21 protein-coding genes are annotated in these 19,170 nt (G+C 31.3%); all 21 read left to right on the top strand.

The features are described from left to right. Positions 1–2 precede the first annotated feature (2 nt). Positions 3–368: a carboxymuconolactone decarboxylase family protein gene (locus HNP65_RS08585; RefSeq protein ID WP_184619852.1), complete on the top strand. Its 366-nt coding sequence runs from the start codon at positions 3–5 to the stop codon at positions 366–368. Continuing rightward, complete coding sequence (gene polA / locus HNP65_RS08580) at positions 346–3,024, top strand: DNA polymerase I (RefSeq protein WP_184619851.1); 2,679 nt, start codon at positions 346–348, stop codon at positions 3,022–3,024. The genes HNP65_RS08585 and polA overlap by 23 nt, the downstream gene beginning before the upstream one ends. Continuing rightward, a complete protein-coding gene (locus tag HNP65_RS08575) occupies positions 3,024–4,469 on the top strand; it encodes an exodeoxyribonuclease VII large subunit (protein WP_184619850.1) in 1,446 nt (481 codons plus the stop codon). The genes polA and HNP65_RS08575 overlap by 1 nt, the downstream gene beginning before the upstream one ends. Then, positions 4,441–4,710: an exodeoxyribonuclease VII gene (locus tag HNP65_RS08570; protein WP_184619849.1), complete on the top strand. Its 270-nt coding sequence runs from the start codon at positions 4,441–4,443 to the stop codon at positions 4,708–4,710. Before HNP65_RS08575 ends, HNP65_RS08570 begins: the two co-directional genes overlap by 29 nt. Then, a complete protein-coding gene (locus HNP65_RS08565) occupies positions 4,691–5,239 on the top strand; it encodes a chromate transporter (protein ID WP_184619848.1) in 549 nt (182 codons plus the stop codon). The genes HNP65_RS08570 and HNP65_RS08565 overlap by 20 nt, the downstream gene beginning before the upstream one ends. Further along, positions 5,202–5,909 carry an NAD-dependent protein deacylase gene (locus tag HNP65_RS08560; RefSeq protein ID WP_184619847.1) on the top strand — a complete coding sequence of 236 codons (708 nt, stop codon included), beginning with the start codon at positions 5,202–5,204 and terminating at the stop codon, positions 5,907–5,909. The genes HNP65_RS08565 and HNP65_RS08560 overlap by 38 nt, the downstream gene beginning before the upstream one ends. Further along, positions 5,906–6,901 carry an esterase/lipase family protein gene (locus HNP65_RS08555; RefSeq protein ID WP_184619846.1) on the top strand — a complete coding sequence of 332 codons (996 nt, stop codon included), beginning with the start codon at positions 5,906–5,908 and terminating at the stop codon, positions 6,899–6,901. Before HNP65_RS08560 ends, HNP65_RS08555 begins: the two co-directional genes overlap by 4 nt. Next, positions 6,901–7,377, top strand: coding sequence for a DUF3242 domain-containing protein (locus HNP65_RS08550; RefSeq protein WP_184619845.1), 477 nt, complete (start codon positions 6,901–6,903; stop codon positions 7,375–7,377). Before HNP65_RS08555 ends, HNP65_RS08550 begins: the two co-directional genes overlap by 1 nt. Then, a complete protein-coding gene (locus HNP65_RS08545) occupies positions 7,374–8,039 on the top strand; it encodes a ribonuclease HII (protein WP_246348246.1) in 666 nt (221 codons plus the stop codon). Before HNP65_RS08550 ends, HNP65_RS08545 begins: the two co-directional genes overlap by 4 nt. Further along, positions 8,017–8,703: an FAD-dependent thymidylate synthase gene (gene thyX / locus HNP65_RS08540; protein ID WP_126993012.1), complete on the top strand. Its 687-nt coding sequence runs from the start codon at positions 8,017–8,019 to the stop codon at positions 8,701–8,703. Before HNP65_RS08545 ends, thyX begins: the two co-directional genes overlap by 23 nt. After that, the gene (locus HNP65_RS08535) at positions 8,703–9,053 is read left to right on the top strand and encodes a DRTGG domain-containing protein (RefSeq protein WP_184619844.1); all 351 of its coding nucleotides are present in this window, start codon (positions 8,703–8,705) and stop codon (positions 9,051–9,053) included. The genes thyX and HNP65_RS08535 overlap by 1 nt, the downstream gene beginning before the upstream one ends. A 26-nt stretch (positions 9,054–9,079) precedes the next feature. Next, positions 9,080–9,895 (top strand): bifunctional 5,10-methylenetetrahydrofolate dehydrogenase/5,10-methenyltetrahydrofolate cyclohydrolase, encoded by an 816-nt coding sequence (locus HNP65_RS08530; protein ID WP_184619906.1) that lies wholly within the window; start codon positions 9,080–9,082, stop codon positions 9,893–9,895. An 18-nt stretch (positions 9,896–9,913) separates the two neighbouring features. Further along, complete coding sequence (gene yajC / locus HNP65_RS08525; protein WP_184619843.1) at positions 9,914–10,306, top strand: preprotein translocase subunit YajC; 393 nt, start codon at positions 9,914–9,916, stop codon at positions 10,304–10,306. An 18-nt stretch (positions 10,307–10,324) separates the two neighbouring features. Continuing rightward, positions 10,325–11,758, top strand: a complete 1,434-nt coding sequence (gene secD, locus HNP65_RS08520; RefSeq protein ID WP_126993014.1) for a protein translocase subunit SecD — start codon at positions 10,325–10,327, stop codon at positions 11,756–11,758. Next, positions 11,755–12,663 carry a protein translocase subunit SecF gene (gene secF / locus HNP65_RS08515; RefSeq protein WP_184619842.1) on the top strand — a complete coding sequence of 303 codons (909 nt, stop codon included), beginning with the start codon at positions 11,755–11,757 and terminating at the stop codon, positions 12,661–12,663. Before secD ends, secF begins: the two co-directional genes overlap by 4 nt. A 63-nt stretch (positions 12,664–12,726) precedes the next feature. Then, entirely contained in the window at positions 12,727–14,673 is a 1,947-nt protein-coding gene (locus HNP65_RS08510; protein WP_184619841.1) for a sodium-translocating pyrophosphatase, read from the top strand. A gap of 7 nt (positions 14,674–14,680) precedes the next feature. Next, complete coding sequence (locus HNP65_RS08505) at positions 14,681–15,688, top strand: 6-phosphofructokinase (RefSeq protein WP_184619840.1); 1,008 nt, start codon at positions 14,681–14,683, stop codon at positions 15,686–15,688. 9 nt (positions 15,689–15,697) lie between these two features. After that, positions 15,698–16,456 carry an SAM hydrolase/SAM-dependent halogenase family protein gene (locus HNP65_RS08500; RefSeq protein ID WP_184619839.1) on the top strand — a complete coding sequence of 253 codons (759 nt, stop codon included), beginning with the start codon at positions 15,698–15,700 and terminating at the stop codon, positions 16,454–16,456. A gap of 17 nt (positions 16,457–16,473) precedes the next feature. Next, positions 16,474–17,142, top strand: a complete 669-nt coding sequence (locus tag HNP65_RS08495) for an energy-coupling factor ABC transporter ATP-binding protein (protein WP_184619838.1) — start codon at positions 16,474–16,476, stop codon at positions 17,140–17,142. After that, the gene (locus tag HNP65_RS08490) at positions 17,130–17,927 is read left to right on the top strand and encodes a hypothetical protein (protein WP_184619837.1); all 798 of its coding nucleotides are present in this window, start codon (positions 17,130–17,132) and stop codon (positions 17,925–17,927) included. Before HNP65_RS08495 ends, HNP65_RS08490 begins: the two co-directional genes overlap by 13 nt. Positions 17,928–18,022: 95 nt before the next feature. After that, positions 18,023–19,159 carry a sodium ion-translocating decarboxylase subunit beta gene (locus HNP65_RS08485; protein ID WP_221236900.1) on the top strand — a complete coding sequence of 379 codons (1,137 nt, stop codon included), beginning with the start codon at positions 18,023–18,025 and terminating at the stop codon, positions 19,157–19,159. The last annotated feature ends 11 nt before the right edge of the window (positions 19,160–19,170 follow it).

Here is a 19,170-nt window from a genome sequence, read left to right as displayed (position 1 = left end):
GTATGAATCTTGAAGAATTCAAAAAATTCAGAGAAAAGATGAATGAAAAAATTCTTGAAGAAGGGACTTTAAATACTAAGAGATTTTTTAACTTAGATGGAAATGTTTACAAAAAGGGTGCATTAGACGAGAAAACAAAGGAGTTAATGGGACTTGTTGCTTCAATGGTTTTAAGATGTGATGATTGTATTACTTATCATATGATAAGGTGTGCGCAACTTGGAGTTAGTGATGAAGAATTTTTTGAAATTTTTGATGTGGCATTGATAGTTGGAGGTTCAATAGTAATTCCTCATTTAAGACGTGCTGTTAAATTGCTTGAGGATATCAGGGAGATGCAAAAAAATGGGAAAGATGTTTCTATTTGATGGAACTGGATTAGTATACAGAGCATTTTATGCTATAGATCAATCTCTTCAAACTTCATCTGGTTTGCACACTAATGCTGTATACGGACTTACTAAAATGCTTATAAAATTTTTAAAAGAACATATCAATATTGGAAAAGATGCTTGTGTTTTTGTTTTAGATTCAAAAGGCGGTAGCAAAAAAAGAAAAAATATTCTTGAAACATATAAAGCAAATAGGCCATCAACGCCTGATTTACTTTTAGAGCAAATTCCATATGTAGAAGAATTTGTTGATGCTCTTGGAATAAAAGTTTTAAAAATAGAAGGCTTTGAAGCTGACGACATTATTGCTACGCTTTCTAAAAAATTTGAAAATGATTTTGAAAAAGTAAACATAATAACTGGAGATAAGGATCTTTTACAACTTATTTCTGATAAGGTTTTTGTTTGGAGAGTTGAAAGAGGAATAACAGATTTGGTATTGTACGATAGAAATAAAGTTTTTGAAAAATATGGAATCTACCCAGAACAATTCAAAGATTATTTATCTCTTGTTGGTGATCAGATTGATAATATTCCAGGGGTTAAAGGAATAGGAAAGAAAACAGCTGTTTCGCTTTTGAAAAAATATAATAGCTTGGAAAATGTATTAAAAAATATTAACCTTTTGACGGAGAAATTAAGAAGGCTTTTGGAAAATTCAAAGGAAGATTTGCAAAAAAGTGTAGAACTTGTGGAGTTGATATATGATGTACCAGTGGATTTGGAAAAAGATGAAATAATTTATAGGGGATATAACTCCGATAAGCTTTTAAAGGTATTAAAAAAGTATGAATTTTCATCTATAATTAAAGAATTAAACTTACAGGAGAAATTAGAAAAAGAATATATACTGGTAGATAATGAAGATAAATTGAAAAAACTAGCAGATGAAATAGAAAAATACAAAACTTTTTCAATAGATACGGAAACAACTTCACTTGATCCATTTGAAGCTAAACTAGTCGGGGTCTCTATTTCCACAATGGAAGGTAAGGCGTATTATATTCCAGTATCTCATTTTGGAGCTAAGAATATTTCTAAAAGTTTAATAGATAAATTTCTAAAACAAATTTTGCAAGAGAAAGATTATAATATCGTTGGTCAGAATTTAAAATTTGACTATGAAATATTTAAAAGCATGGGATTTTCTCCAAATATTCCGCATTTTGATACGATGATTGCAGCCTATCTTTTAAATCCAGATGAAAAACGTTTTAATCTTGAAGAGTTATCCTTAAAATATTTGGGTTATAAAATGATCGCGTTTGATGAATTAGTAAATGAAAATGTACCATTGTTTGGAAATGACTTTTCATATGTCCCACTAGAAAAGGCCGTGGAGTATTCTTGCGAAGATGCGGATGTGACATACAGAATATTTAGAAAGCTTGGTAGGAAGATATATGAAAATGAGATGGAAAACTTGTTTTATGAAATTGAGATGCCCTTAATAGATGTTCTTTCAGAAATGGAACTAAATGGAGTGTATTTTGATGCGGACTATTTAAAAGAATTATCAAAAAAATATCAAGAAAAAATGGATGAAATTAAAGAAAAAGTTTTTGAGATAGCTGGTGAAACGTTCAATTTAAATTCTTCAGCTCAAGTAGCATATATACTGTTTGAAAAATTAAATATTGCTCCTTACAAAAAAACAGCGACTGGTAAGTTTTCAACTAATGCGGAAGTTTTAGAGGAACTTTCAAAAGAACATGAAATTGCAAAATTGTTACTGGAGTATCGAAAGTATCAAAAATTAAAAAGTACATATATTGATTCAATACCGTTATCTATTAATCGAAAAACAAACAGGGTCCATACTACTTTTCATCAAACAGGAACTTCTACTGGAAGATTAAGTAGTTCAAATCCAAATTTGCAAAATCTTCCAACAAGAAGCGAAGAGGGAAAAGAAATAAGAAAAGCAGTAAGACCTCAAAGACAAGATTGGTGGATTTTAGGTGCTGATTATTCTCAGATAGAATTAAGGGTTTTGGCGCATGTAAGTAAAGATGAAAATCTACTTAAAGCATTTAAAGATAATTTAGATGTTCATACAATTACTGCTGCCAATATATTTGGTGTTTCAGAGATGTTTGTTAGTGAACAAATGAGAAGAGTTGGAAAGATGGTAAATTTTGCAATTATTTATGGAGTTTCACCGTATGGTCTTTCAAAGAGAATTGGTCTTAATGTTTCAGAGACAAAAAAAATAATAGATAACTATTTTAGATACTATAAAGGAGTTTTTGAGTATTTAAAAAGAATGAAGGAACAAGCAAAGAAAAAAGGTTATGTTACAACGCTTTTTGGAAGGCGCAGATATATTCCACAGTTAAAATCGAAAAATGGTAATAGAGTTCAAGAAGGAGAAAGAATAGCTGTAAATACTCCGATTCAAGGAACAGCAGCTGATATAATAAAGATAGCTATGATTAATATTCATAATAGATTGAAGAAGGAAAATCTACGTTCAAAAATGATATTGCAGGTTCATGACGAGTTAGTTTTTGAAGTGCCCGATAATGAATTAGAGATTGTAAAAGATATAGTAAAAGATGAGATGGAAAATGCAGTCAAGCTAGATGTTCCTTTAAAAGTAGATGTTTATTATGGAAAAGAGTGGGAATAATGGCAGGGGTAAAGGAATTTAAAGATCTTATAGAATTAAATGAATATGTTACAAAAAAAATAGAAATGACGGGTCTTACAAGCGAGACCTTTAGGTTTTATGCTGATGTTGTAAGAGCAAATAACCATTCTACAGGTTTGTATATTGATGTCTCACAACCTTATACTGCAAAGAATGGAACAAGAAATATTGAAATTACAGTGTATGTACCTAGATATCTTGCACCAAAAATTTTGGAAGTTATAAAGGTTTCTAATGTTAAGGAGCTTGTTGGGAAAAAATGGATTTTTCAAGGAAAACTTTCTTTTTTCAGAGATAGAATGAGTTTTACCTTCTATGCAGATACAATAGCTCCGATGGGAGAATCTGAGATTGAAAAAAGAAGAAAAGAAATATTGAAAGAGCTTGAGGTTAGGAATTTATTAATGAAAGAAAAGCATGATCTTTCTGAATTGCCACCGATAAAAAAGATTGCTATTATAACATCTAAAAGTGCAGCTGGTTACGAAGATTTTTTAAAAAACTTGACAGTTCATTATTTGTACCGTCCTATTGTGCATCTTTATGAATCACCTATGCAAGGGGCACAAACTGCCTCCGGTATCATTTTAGCGCTTAATCGTATAAGAAAATCGAATATAGACTATGATGTTGTTGTCATTGCTCGTGGTGGTGGTGCAAGAAGTGATCTGATGTATTTTGATGATTTGTCGCTTGGAATAGAGATTGCAAAATTTAATGAGTATTGCCCTATTTTGTCGGGTATAGGGCATGAAAGAGATTTTACAATCCCGGATTATGTTGCCTGGAAGAGATTTGCTACTCCAACAGAAGTTGCAAGAGCTATATCAAAGCAAATAGAAGATAATGTAAAAAAATTAGATGATAGTTATAATGACTTAAGAATTTTACTTTCTAATGTTTTTAAAGTCTATGAAAGAACAGTAGAATTAGGTTTGATAGATTATATGAAGAAAGTTATAGGAAGTGATTTTATAAAGATAGTAAAAGATCTGGATGAAACTTATGAAAAGATTGAAAATTTTGTTAGTTACAAAATAAATGATTCATCTCAGAGATTATCTGAAGATTTTTTAAGGTTTATATCTAATTCTCTCGAAAATAAGTTGAAATCCAAAAAAGATAGTGTTGAAAATTTTGAAAAAATACTTGAAAGAGATATATCAATTTTACTTTCAAATAAAGAAACAATGCTTAATGAAACATTTCAAGAGCTTTTAAAACGAGAAGAATTTGCACCACTTTTATTTGGTGGGGCATTAGTTATGAAAAGTGGACATTTTGTAAAAAGTATTAGACAGATGAAAATAGGAGATAAATTAGATTTATTTTTGAAGGACGGAAAAGTAAAAACTAAGGTTGTAACAGAGAAAAAAATAAAAAAGGAGGAGCTTTATGGAGGACATACTCTCTTTAGAAATTGAAGATATGGAAAAATTAGATTTTAATGAATTAGTTGAAAAAATAGAGATTGTAAAGAATTATTTTCATAAAAATGATGTTGATATTGAAGTTGCAATAAAGTTGTATGGAAAAGCGGTTGATTTGCTTGCAGTTGCAAGAAAAAAGCTTATAAATTTTAAAAAGGAGAAAGAGGAAATAGATAAAAAATATATGGAGTTTTTAGAGAGGATAGAAAAAGAAAATGAAGAAGAATTATTTTAAAAAAAGTTTTGAATTGTTTGGAAAATTCTTCATAACCTCCCTTTTTACTTTGGGAGGTGGTTATGCTATGGTTCCAGTTTTAAAAAGAAAATTTTCCAAGTATATTGATGAGGAAAAATTTGCAGAAATTTTATCTTTTGCACAATCAATGCCAGGGCCAATAGCTATAAATTTAGCTATATTAATAGGCGAGCAAGTAATTGGATTTAGTGGGATATTGCTTTCTGTTTTAGGTGTATTAATCCCTCCTGTGTCAATAATTATATTAGCAGGAAGTATAATTGGAAAATATTCAGCCCAATTACATGGTTTTTTTGAGGGAGTTTATGCTTCTATAATAGGCCTAGTTCTTGGTGTTTTGTATTCTATAGTGAAAATTCAAAAGTGGAATCTTTTAAAAGTTATTATATTGTTAGCTTCAGTCCTTTTTGCGGTATTTTTTAGAAAATTTTCAATATATATATTTATTTTTTTAGTGGGGAGTTTTTATTATGTTAAAAGAATTAATAAGGATAATAAAAAATGGTAAGATTGTAGTTTTGACAGGCGCTGGTATTAGTACCAAGAGCGGAATACCAGATTTTAGAAGTGAAGATGGACTGTATCAAAAATATGGAGAGAAAATTTTTGATCTTCAATTTTTCTTTGAAAATCCTTCTGCTTTTTATAGTTTTGTATACAAAGAGTTTCCAAAAATGTATGATGCAAGACCAAATTTTGCTCATATGTTTCTTGCAAAGCTTGAAAAAAATGGATATATAAATGGTATTATAACTCAAAATATTGATAATCTTCATTACAAAGCAGGCTCGAAAAATGTATTGGAACTCCATGGAAATGCTACAAGATTTTACTGTACAAAATGTGGAAAACAATCAAAAAACATTTTTGATGGTTATATTTGTGAGTGTGGTGGATTAATAAGGCCAGATATTGTATTTTTTTCAGAAAGTGTAAGATATTTAGAAGAATCTTACTCTTTGATTGATAATTCAAGAACTTTAATTGTAGTTGGAAGCTCACTTCAAGTTTATCCTGCTGCGTATTTGCCAATTTATGCTAAAAAACAAAATAAGACTTTAGTGATAATAAATAAAGATAAGACACCGTTAGATGATTATGCAGACATTATCATATATGATGATATAGTTAAAACGTTTGAAAAAATTGCTAAATATTTTGAGGAGGTTGTTGATTGAAAAGATTTATATTAATCTTATTTTTACTAGCGGTTTCAACAGTGGTCTTATCTATTCCGTTATATAGTTATAAAATGAGCGGGGTTGTGGTTTTTAGAAGTTTAGGCATAAAAATTAAACCGTTTTTTGAATATGATGAGGTGGAAGTTAAAGATTATTTTCCATTTGAACCTGAATTGATTACCGTTAGAGAAGGTAGAAAAAAGCTGATCTTGATTCATGGAATAGCTCCCAAAGAGGTAGATGAGAAGTTGGGATTTTACAAAAAAAGTATGATTGATTCTTTTAAAGAAGTAATGCCAGATGATGTTGGTATATATTTTTTTCTTTATCCGTCCCTTTCGGTAGATTTACAATATAGTTCTAAAAAGCTGATTGAATTGACAGATTCTTTTAAAGAAATTTATGTTTATGCACACAGCATGGGTGGGATTTTACTAAGATTTGCTCTTCAAGATAAAGAGTTTTCAAGGAAGGTAAAAAAAGTAATTTTTGCAGGTACATCACATGTTGGAAGCCCACTGGCACAATTAATATTTTTAAAGACTAGTATTTTGAATTTTTTCACAACACCAAAAGTAGAGCTTATAAAGAGAGCGCTTTTACTTGCAAATTTTTTTAATGGTTATATTTTAGCCCCAAATTATAAATATTTAATTTTTGGTAAAAAATTTCCTCCTATTCCTGATTATGTAAAAAGAGTAAATTTTGTTGGAAGATTAGAGGTTAGTGTTGAGACTATTGATGATATTTTAAAATCAAATCCGATATATTTTACAGGACTATATTTTTTAAAGTATATTGTGGATAATATTTATCCTGAGAATTCAATTTTTTTAGAAAATGACGGAATGGTTCCAGTTTTTAGCGCAACTCAGGATAGTGATATTAATTTTATATTTTATGGTGCAAATCATGCAGACCTTGCAATGAGGCGTGATATAATAGAAAAGGCAGCTGAGTTCTTTGGTTTTATTGGGGAGGGAGTTTAATGGGAAAACTTTTAGTAGCAATAGTTTTAGTGCTATTAATAGCATTTAGCTGTACTTTAATAATTAAAACACCTTCTTTGCCTGGTAGTTTTTCATTAAAGAGTGCAATTAGTTTATTAGATAGCTTTGAATATCCGTTGGTAGAGGCAGGAAAGATAAATTCTTTGTATGGTGTGCAGCTAAATAGAGGAATGTATGGAGTATTTAAAAACTTTGATGGAATGTTTTACGTATTTAAATATGAAGATGAAAAACTTACTAAAAATGACTGGAATAGATTGATAAAGACATTTGGAAGTATTCTGAAAATTAATTATTTTAAATTTAGTTTATTTGATAGAGGTTATTTGCAAACAAAGTTTGAAGACCTTAATGTTATTACGTGGTGGAAAGGAAATTGGTTGTTTGTAATAACAGGGAATAATTCTAAAGAATTCTTTGAATATATTAATAAAGTTTATGGGATGATTCAATGATGGTAGTTGCAGGTGTTGATGAGGCAGGAAGAGGTCCATTGTTTGGCCCTGTTGTAGCAGCTGCAGTAGTTTTAAATGAAGAAATTGATGGACTAGATGATTCTAAAAAACTTACAAGCAGAAAACGTGAGAAGTTGTTTTTGGAAATAATTAAAAAAAGCTATTTTGCAATTTCGATTGCAACTGCTGATGAGATTGATAAATATAATATTTTGCATGCTACAGAAATTGCTATGAATAGGGCTTTAGAAAAATTAAAGAAAAAGGTAGATTTTGATATAGCATTTGTTGATGGAAAAAATTTAAATTTGAAATTTCCTTTTAAATGTATTGTGAAAGGCGATTCATTAGTAAAGGAAATTTCTGCTGCATCAATATTAGCTAAAGTAGTTAGAGATAGGATAATTGTTTCATATGCAAAAAAGTTTTCAAGTTATAAGCTAGAGAAGCATAAAGGCTATCCAACGCAACTTCATTTAAAATTAATTAAAGAACATGGGTTGACTCCCTTGCATAGATTGACTTATAAACCTGTTATGGAATTATTAAGTATAACTCAACTTGAAGAATGGTATAAAAGTGGTATGATAGATGAAGAAAGGTATGAAAAAATAATTAGCAAAATGGAGGTGCCTCTTTTTGGAATACAAGATACTAGATAAGGGATTTTTAAGGCTTGTGGATATGATGGGAGATGATTATGCAGCTGTTAAAGCTGCTCGTGTTTCTTATGGAAAAGGTATTAAGACACCTGAAAAAGATAGAAATCTTATATTTTATCTTATGGAGCATGGGCATGAAACACCATTTGAGCATATAGTTTTTACATTTCATGTAAAAGCGCCTATTTTTGTAGCAAGGCAATGGTTTAGGCATAGGATTGGATCTTTTAATGAAGCAAGCTTAAGGTATACAGAACTTAAGGATGAATTTTATATCCCAGATCATGTAAGAAAAAACGTAGTTGAAGATAAACAAAAAGCTATAAGAGTTGATGATGAACAGTTAAAACAAAAGGCTTTAGATTTAATAGAATCTTCAATAGAAAATTCATATAAAGTGTATAAAGAGCTTTTAGAAATGGGTGTAGCAAGAGAAATGGCAAGAATTGTTCTTCCAATGTCTTCGTATACACAATTTTATTGGACCGTTAATGCAAGAAGTTTGATGAACTTTTTAAATCTTAGAGCGGATTCTCATGCTCAGTGGGAAATACAGCAATATGCGTTGAATATTGCAAATATTTTTAGAGAAAAATGTCCTTGGACTTTTGAAGCATTTTTAAAGTTTGCGTATAAAGGTGATTTGCTAAAAGGGGGGGAATAATGAAATTAAAAGAGATTATAAATCTTTTAAATGCTAAACTAATTGTTGATAATGGAATAGAAAATATTGAAGTTGAAAAAGTTGCTGCATCTGATTTAATGAGTGATGTATTAGCATTTGGTGAGGAAGGTTCATTGCTTGTAACAGGGCTTGCAAGCCCTCAGTGCGTAAGAACTGCAAGTGTTGTAGGAATACCAGCGGTAATTATTGTCAGAAATAGAGAGATAATGCCTGAGACTATAAAAATAGCAGAATTAAACGGTATAAGTTTGATCCTTACAAAATATGGCATGTTTGAAACCTGTGGTATTTTATATAAGCATGGTCTTAAACCAATAAATAAATTTTAAAACAGTACTCAAGGGGGATGAGCAAATTGTTAATTGATGTTAAGCCATTATATTCTGAAATTAAAAATTCAATCATGGACCGCATGTCTAAGTTAAAAAAAGTACCAAAATTGGTTGCAGTAACTTATAAGCCAGATCCTTCAACAATAAGTTATTTGAAAAGTCAAGAGAAAGCGGCAAAAAGGTTTGGGCTAGATTACGAAATTTTTGAGGCTTCTAATTCAAGTGAAGTGTTAGAAAAATTGAGGAATTTATCTGAAGATAAAAGTGTTAATGGGATTTTTGTAACTCATCCTTTACCCGAATTAGATGAAATGTTGGTTTTTGAAAATCTGTCTCCTGAAAAAGATATTGAGGGAAGACATCCGTATAATCTTGGAATGTTAATGTATGGAAATGAGTTTTTTGCTCCATGTACTGCTGAAGCAGTAGTAAAGATTTTAGAAAATGTTACAGAAATTACGGGTAAAAATGTTGTAATTATTGGAAGAAGTACAACTGTTGGAAAACCTCTAGCAACAATGCTTTTAAGAAGAGATAGAAGTGCAACAGTGACTGTATGTCATACAAAAACAAAAAATCTTGCAGAAATTACTAGAAACGCTGATATTATTGTTGCAGCTGCTGGAAAAGCAGGACTTGTAACCAAAGAAATGGTAAACGCTGATTCAATTGTTATCGATGTTGGAATAAATGTAGTTGATGGGAAAATAGTAGGAGATGTGAAGGAAGAAGTATCTGAAATTGCAAAAGTTACACCTGTCCCAGGAGGTGTTGGTAGGATAACTACTGCATTATTAATGGAACATGTTGTAAAATCAGCAGAAAAAATGAATTTTTAAAATACAGGAGGTGTTTTTATGGCAAATATTGTTTATTCAGGTGTCCCTGATCCATCAGCAAGCACGGGTGGTGCAACAGCTGCTGCTCCAAGTGCTGCAGGTGGATTATTTCAAATGTTGTTTCTTTTATTGATCTTTTTTGTAATGATGTATTTTTTGGTAATTCTACCACAAAGAAAGCGTGAAAAAGAATTTAAAAAGATGATTTCTGAAATTAAGAGAGGAGATACAATTATAACCTCTGGTGGTATTGTTGGAAAAGTCATAGATGTAAAAAAAGACACTTTGAAAATAAAGACAAGTAATACTACCGAACTTGAAGTAGCAAAAGTATATATTTCAAAAGTTTTGAAAAATAAAAATAAAACAGAAGAAAATTCTAAATCTAGTCAAGAAGACAATAAAGAATAAGCCAGGGGAGGTAATGAGATGAAAGATAACAAAGTTAGGGGAATTATTACACTTATCGTTATCGCACTTGCTTTTCTTTCGCTGCTCTGGCCAACAAGTGAAGGATACAAGGGACTTGCAAGTCTTTTCAGTAGAATAAAACTTGGACTTGACATAAGTGGTGGAGCCAGAATTGAATATAAAGTAGATATTGATAAATCAGTTGAGAATCCTTCACAAGTAGCAGAAGATGTTTGGACCGTTTTAAGAAACAGACTTGATATGGCAAATTATACGGAAGCGGTTGTAAAACAAACATTTCGTGAGGAAAATACATTTATAATTGTAGAAATTCCTGGAGCTACTGATACAGCCCGTGCAGAACAATTGATAGGTTCTACAGGACTTCTTTGGTTTGGTCAAGTTATTGATTCTACAACATCAGATCCAAATATTGATCCAAATCTTATAAATGAAGCAAAAAGGGAAAAGGCAGAATGGCTACTTGATAGAGAGGGCAAAACTTGGTACTTGGTAAAAAAGGAAATAGCAAATATTTCTAATTTGAAACTTGTTTCTCCAAAAATAGTAGAAGCAATTCCACAAGTTGATAGAAATAATGTTGCAGGTTATGTTGTAACATTCAAATTGGATAAGCAGTATGCAGACGTTTTTAAAAGAATTACGGAAAAATTATATGTTCCAGAAGACTTAATTAACCAAGGTGGTGTAGCATACCAGCAAGCTTTGAAAAAAAGACTTGCGATAGTTTTGGATGATAGAGTGCAATTTGCTGGGTTTGTTACAGCAAAAATTACAGATGGAAGTGCTTTAATTAAAGGTAATTTTACACTTGATGAAGCAAAACAACTTGCTGCTATATTAAAAAGTGGTGCGTTGCCAGCAAGACTTGAAAAGGTTTCATCTGGATGGGTTGCACCTCTTTTAGGAGCAGATATTGTTTCAGCTTCTCTCAAGGCAGGTATAATTGGAATTATATTAGTTTTAATCTACATGATAATATTCTATGGAGTAATGGGAATTGTAGCTGATATTGCACTTTTATATAATACTTTCTTATTACTTGGAATTTTAGCTGCAACTGGTTCAATACTTACATTACCTGGAATTGCAGGTATCATTTTGACAATTGGTACTACTGTCGATGGAAATATAATTATTTATGAAAGAATTAAGGAAGAGATCAGAAGAGGAAGTTCTGTAAAAGCAGCAATTTCAACTGCATTTTCAAAATCATTTATAACTTTGTTTGATGCTAATTTAACTACAATTATAGCTGGTTTGTTCTTGTATTATTTTGGTACAGGAACAGTGAAAGGTTTTGCTATAACGTTAATTATTGGTGTTCTTGGTAGTTTGTTTGTTAACCTTGTTGTTTCAAGATTTTTCCTTGAATTATTCTCTGGAGCAATTAAAGTTAAAGGTGCTAGCAAGGGAGGTGCCAGGGCATGATTGATTTCGTTGGAAAAAGAAAAATATTTATAGTAATTTCACTAATTTTAGTAGTGGCATCTCTGATAAGTATTTTTACTAAAGGTTTTAACTTTGGTGTTGAATTTTTAGGTGGCTCGGAAATAATTTTAAAAGTAAATGCAGAAGTTAGTGAATCAGACGTTAGACAAATAATAAAGAACCTGGCACCTGAGTTTGAAAATGCCAGAATTACCCAAATAAAAAGCGTTGATGATCCAAAAGGAATTTCTAAGTTTTCAATTGTAGTTTCACCAAAAGATGAAAATGGAGAATTAAAAGTTTACACTGGAGAAGAAAAATCTGTACTTAGCCAAAAAATAGTTGAAGCATTTAAGAATAATAATTATACAGCAGAGGTAATTGGATTTAACGAAACAAGTGGTTATGCAGCGCAAGAGATTAAGAATCTTACTTGGAAAGCAATTGTATTTACATTACTTGCACTTTTAATTTACATAACTTTAAGATTCCAGTTTGTCTTTGGTGTAGGTGCAGTAGTTGCATTGATACATGATGTTATCATAACTTTAGGATTTTATTCATTCTTTAACTATGAATTAAATGTTGCGGCAGTGGCAGCCGTTTTAACCTTGATAGGTTATTCTTTAAACGATACTATAGTTGTTTACGATAGAATCAGGGAAAATTTAAGAAGATCACGTGGTAGTACTATTGAAACATTGGTGAATAATAGTATTAATCAAGTTATTAAGAGAACTATAAATACATCCTTGACAACTTTCATAGTAATATTTATACTATTGTTGTTCTCAGGAAATAGTATAAAACCATTCGCGTTTGGTATGACAATCGGTACTATAGTTGGAACATATTCATCCCTATATATAGCAAGCCCAATTGTGATAAGATGGATAAAAAAGTGAATAAAAAATAAGTTAAATTGAGGGCTTTTGGAGGCCCTCAACTTTATCTAAAGGGGTGAGATTTTGGCTTATTTTTTGATAACTGGAGCAATTTCAGTTGTTTTTATTTTGATTCTTGCTTTTAAAATCTTGGAAAAATCCTCAGGAAATGAGAGGACAACTCAGCTATCAGAGATTATTCAAAAGGGTGCAAAGTCCTTCCTACTGCAGGAATACAAAGTATTTTTTCCAGTTATTTTTGCTCTAGCTATATTTTTCTATTTTATAGTGGGTATTAAGGCAAGTATTGCCTTACTTATAGGTTCAGCCTTTTCTGTTTTGGCAGGTTATTTTGGAATGGCTATTGCTACAAGAGCAAATGCAAGAACTGCTTGGGCAGCAACCAAAAGTTTAGGTGAAGCTTTAAGTGTTTCATTTTCTGGTGGAGCCGTTATGGGATTAACTGTATCCACGCTTGGAATTTTAGGACTTTCTTTGACATATTATGTTACAAAAGATATTGAATTAATAAGTTATTATTCGTTAGGTGCATCATTTGTTGCATTGTTTGCAAGAGTTGGTGGTGGAATTTATACTAAAGCCGCTGATGTTGGAGCAGATATTGTTGGAAAAACTGAAGCGAATCTTCCAGAAGATGATCCTAGAAATCCAGCAGTTATTGCTGATAATGTTGGAGATAACGTTGGTGATGTTGCTGGAATGGGTGCTGATTTGTATGAGTCATATGTAGGATCAATTTTTTCTGCAATTGTTCTTGGAAGTTTATTTTTTGGAGAGAAAGGCTTTACTTCAGTTGTGTTTGTTGTAATTTTTGGATTATTATCTTCACTTGTTGGAATAGTTACAACTTTATTGAGGGCAAAAAAATCTGCTGATCCTGCTAAAACTTTGAGGTTTGGAACAATTTTTGCTGGCGTTTTAACACTTACAGCAACATTTGTATATAGTTATTTAGTAAATTGGTTGAATATCTTTTATGTGGTCTTTTTTGGAGTTTTTGTTGGATTATTAATAGGGTTGATTACTGAGTGGTATACTTCAGGAAAAAAGGTTGAAAATCTTGCAAAAACGTCAACTATGGGCCCTGCAAATGTAATAATTAGTGGAACTGCACTTGGAATGGAGTCAACATTTATTATAACTTTGTTAATAGCACTTGCAGTTGTACTGTCATATAAAATTTTAGGACTTTTTGGTGTTGCACTTTCAGGTGTTGGCATGCTTTCTACTTTAGGTATAAGTTTATCTGTGGATGCTTATGGGCCAATAGCGGATAATGCTGGTGGAATAGCACAAATGGCAGGATTGGATCCTAAAGTCAGGGATATTACAGATTCTCTTGATGCTGTTGGTAATACAACTGCAGCTATGGGTAAAGGCTTTGCAATTGGTTCAGCAGCACTTACTGCACTTGCGTTATTTGCTAACTTTAGCGCAATATCAAATGTTAGCTCAGTAGATTTGAGTAATCCATATCTATTTTTAGGTGCTTTAATTGGTGGAATGTTGCCATTCTTCTTTTCAGCGTTAACTATGCATGCTGTTGGTGATGCTGCAGATGATATGGTTGAGGAAATTAGACGTCAAATAAAAGAAATTCCTGGAATATTAAGTGGTGAATCTACACCAGATTATCAAAAATGTATACAAATTGCGACTAAAGGTGCATTAAAGAAAATGGTACTTCCTGCAGTATTAGCTATTCTTTCACCAACATTACTATATTTTCTTTTTGGTTCAATAGGTGTTGGTGGATTGTTGATTGGAGCTACAGTCTCAGGAGTTATGTTGGCGATATTCATGGCTAATTCTGGTGGAGCATGGGATAATGCAAAGAAATTTGTTGAAGAGGGACATTTTGGAGGTAAAGGTTCCTTTGCGCATAAAGCGACAGTGGTTGGAGATACAGTAGGAGATCCATATAAAGATACTTCAGGACCTTCGATTAATATACTGATAAAATTAATGGCTATTACATCAATAGTATTAATGACAATTGTAAGGGGGTAGTAATTATATGAGACGTGTAGGTGTATTATGTGTAGGAAATGATTCCCCAGGTATAAATGCAGCAATACGTTCAGCTGTAGTTAGAGGGTTAGACCTAAATATTGAAGTTATGGGAATAAAAGATGGATTTGAAGGGTTATTGAGAGATGATTTAGAAGTTTTATTGAGACCTAATGTATCAAACATATTACATCAAGGTGGAACTATGCTTGGAACATCACTATATGTTCCTGAGAAAAATGTGGAAAAAGTTAAGGAAAAAGTTGAACAGTATGGGATTTCATCCTTGCTTATTTTAGGAGGAAGACTTGGTGCAAAGGCAGCAATAAATTTGATGAAAATAGGAGTTCCCTCAGTTTTGGTACCCGCAACGATTGACAATGATTTAGCATTTACTGATTTTTCTATAGGCTTTTTCACTGCAGTTGAGCATGTTAAAAATGCATTGGATGTTCTTCATTCTACAGCTGAATCACATCATAGGGTTATGATAGTTGAGACAATGGGAAAACCTGGTGGCTGGATTGCTACAATTGGAGGACTTTCAGGTGGAGCTGATTATATAATTACTTCTGCTGAAAAACCAAACTTTGATGAACTGATTGAAATTATAAAGAGAAGATATGAAGGTAAAAAAAGATTTTCATTAATAGTAGTGGAATCTGGAGTTGAATTACCTGAAGAGATAAAGAAAGAGTGTGATGGATTTGAGAAGTTAAGTTCTTCAGAAATTATTGGAAAGTATATTGAAAAAAAATTAAAAGAAAAGTTTGGGATTGAATGGAGATATACTAATCTTGGTTATTTACAAAGAGGCGGATCTCCAGCAGCAATGGATAGAATTATCGCAACTCAGATGGCTGCACATGCAATAGAAATGATAAAAATGGGAAAAGTTTATCATGCAGTTGGTGTAAAAGGGTTTTCTATTACTGAAATTCCTTATTCAGAGACAATGTTAAATTACAGACCTGTAGATTATTATTTAAAGGAGTTAACCAAGTTATTTTATTAAGGTGATAATATGATTGTATTTATGACTGATTGGGGTTTATCTCATTATGTTGGAATTTGCAAAGGGGTTATGCGAAAAATTGCCAATGTAGAGGTAGTAGATCTAACTCATGATATTTCATCATTTAATGTGCGAGAGGCAATGTACATCCTCTCGCGCTCTTTTATTCATTTTCCAAAGGGAAGTATTTTCCTATGTGTGGTTGATTATGGTGTAGGAAGTTCTAGAAAGGCTATAGCAGCAAAAACTGAGAACTATTACTTTGTAGGACCGGATAATGGTGTATTTACACTTACCTTTGAAATTGAAAAACCAATAGAGATAAGAGAGCTTAATAATAAAGAATTTTATTATGGAGATTCTCAAACCTTTCATGGAAGAGATATTTTTTCTCCAGCTGCTGCATACATTCACCTAGGAAAATTTGAACAACTTGGAGATCAATTGTATAACTATGGAACTCTTCCATATATTAGACCAAAAAAATCTGGGAATAATATTCGAGGAGAAATTGCTTATATTGATAAATTTGGAAATATTGAAACAAATATTCCTTATGATTGGATTAAGGATTTTGAAAAAGTTACAATAGTTAAAAATAGAAAGAGAATAGAAATTCCCATAGCAAATTATTATTCTGAAGTTGAAAAAGGACAATTACTGATACATAATGATAGTACTGGATATGTTGAAATTGCTGCAAATCAATATAGAGCAAATGATATATTAAAATTCAATACTGGAGATTTATTGGAGTTGATATTATAGAATTAATAACTAATAATTTGGAAGTATTTTATACAAATAAGAAAATAATTGGCCCTATAAATATAAAATTCAAAACGAATGAATTAGTATTATTATTAGGCCATAACGGCAGTGGAAAAACAACATTTTTAAAAGCCCTTGCGGGTGTGGTAAATTTTAAAGGTGAAATAATATCTAGCGATGGTAAGCCATTTTATATGGCAACTGGTTATGTCTTTCAAAATCCTGAAACGCAAATTGTTGGCAGTACTGTTTGGGAAGATGTAATTTTTGGACTTGAAAATATAGGACTTGAAAGAGAAGAAATTGAAAAAAGAGCTTTAGAAACATTGAAAACTACCAGATTATTAGATTATAAAGATTTTGATCCATATAGTTTATCTGGAGGTCAGAAACAAAAGCTTGCAATTTCTTCTATTTTAGCAATGAGGCCAAAATTTTTGCTACTTGATGAGCCAACTGCAATGTTGGATAAGTACGATAGAATGATTATTAAAAGATTAGTTGAGCAATTAAAAAAAACTGGTATTGGTATAATACTTGCAACACATCATGTAGAGATTTTTAATGATATAGCTGATCGAGTAATTTTAATGAAAGATGGTCTTGTAAAATATGATGGAGAAGCATTAGAAAAAGTATTAGAAGAGTACTATGAAGAAGGTGGAGCAATATGGAGAAAATAAGAAAATTAATTGAGAATAATTCTGGAAATTCTATAGCCATTGTTGGTGAAAATAAAAGATATGTTAATGATAAAGTAAAGCAAGCAGTTTTAGATGTTACTAATTATAATATACAAAGATATTTAATGATTGATGAAAATAATATTAAGATAGATCAAGTTAGAAATATTCAAGAGTTTTTATCATTTTCATCTGATAAAGGAAAAAAGATTGTAGTTATTTTTAATGCAGAAAAAATGCTTCCAGAAGCTGAAAATGCTTTGTTAAAAACATTAGAAGAACCACCTTCATATTCACTTATAGTTCTTACAACTACTAATTGGAAAGCATTATATCCAACTATTAGAAGTAGATTGCAAAAGTATTATGTAAGTGTTCCAAAAGATATTTTATTAGGATTACAGGATTTTATATTAAAAAAACTAGCAATTGAGTTTCCAGACAAAGTAGATGAAATAAAGGCAAATAATTTGAAAATCGTTGAAATTGAAAATTTTGAAGTAAGTCCTAGTTATTGCTATTCACTTTACTTAAAAGTGAAAGAAAGCTTGGAAGATGCTAAGAAGATTAATAATTTTGTTGCTAGTTTATCAAGTATAAAAGATTTTAATTTTTTAAAAGTATTATCTAAAATAGCCCTCTGGATATGTGAGGAGTTTAGTTGTGATTATAAATTTGCAAAGGTGTTATCTTCAATATTATCTTCAAAAGTTGCAAATTATAATTATGAACTTACGTATTACTTTATATTGTTGAGCTTAAATGATGCTATAAAGCAAGAATGAAAATTTTTAAGAATAATGAAGGTTAATATTTCTTTCATTATTTTAAATAGTGATATATAATAAGAGTAGAAATAAAAATAAAGGAGGAGTTGGACTTGTTAGAATCACTAATGGCTTTTTTTCAAAGTACGGCGTTTATGAATTTATCTATTGGTAATTTAGTTATGTTTGCTGTTGCTGGCGTTTTAATATACATAGCAATAGCAAAAGATGCTGAACCATTGTTATTAATACCTATAGCTTTTGGAATTATTCTTGCAAATGTACCTCCAGATGTGACTGGAATTTTAAATCCTCCTACAGAAACTTCACCTGGTGGTGTGCTCTGGTATTTGCAACAGGGCTTGGTCCTCGGAATTTACCCTCCATTGATATTTTTAGGTATAGGTGCTTTAACTGACTTTTCATTTATGCTATCTTATCCGATTACAATTTTCCTTGGTGGGGCGGCACAGATGGGGATATTTATAACATTCCTTTTAGCTAGGTTTTTCGGATTTACTTTAAAGCAAGCTGCTTCGATAGGGATTATTGGAGGGGCAGATGGACCTACATCAATATATATTACTTCTAAGTTTGCACCAGAACTATTATCAATAATTGCAATTTCAGCATATTCATATATAGCACTAATTCCTGTCTTACAACCTATGGTTTCAAAATTGCTTACAACCAAGGAAGAAAGAAAAATAAGAATGAAACCACCTAGAAAAGTAACAAAAACTGAAAGAGTATTATTTCCAATTATAACGACTATAATAGTTGCTTTGATAATTCCAAAATCATTGCCATTGATAGGAATGCTTATGTTTGGAAATCTTTTAAGAGAGGCTGGAGTTGTTAAGAGATTAGTAGAAGCTGCAAGTAGGTATATTTTAGATACAGTAACAATTTTATTGTGTGTTTCGGTTGGTGCATCTGCAAGAGCAGATATTTTCTTAACGCCTAAATCTCTTTTAGTCTTTGGGATGGGAGCAGTTGCATTTGTTACTGCTATAACTTTTGGGATTTTATTTGCAAAGTTAATGAACTTATTCTTAAAAGATAAAATAAATCCTTTGATTGGTGCAGCGGGAGTATCCGCGGTTCCAGATTCTGCAAGGGTTGCACAAAGGGTTGCACAAGAAGAAGATCCAACAAACTTTATTTTAATGCATGCAATGAGCCCAAATGTTGCTGGTGTTATTGGTTCAGCTGTTGCCGCAGGAATATTCTTATCATTAATTAAGTGAGGTGGTTTTAG

The sequence above is a fragment of the Thermosipho japonicus genome, assembly GCF_014201655.1.
Classification (GTDB): Bacteria; Thermotogota; Thermotogae; order Thermotogales; family Fervidobacteriaceae; genus Thermosipho; species Thermosipho japonicus.
Note: the sequence above shows the minus strand (reverse complement) of the source record. Positions and strands in the feature narration are given on the sequence as shown.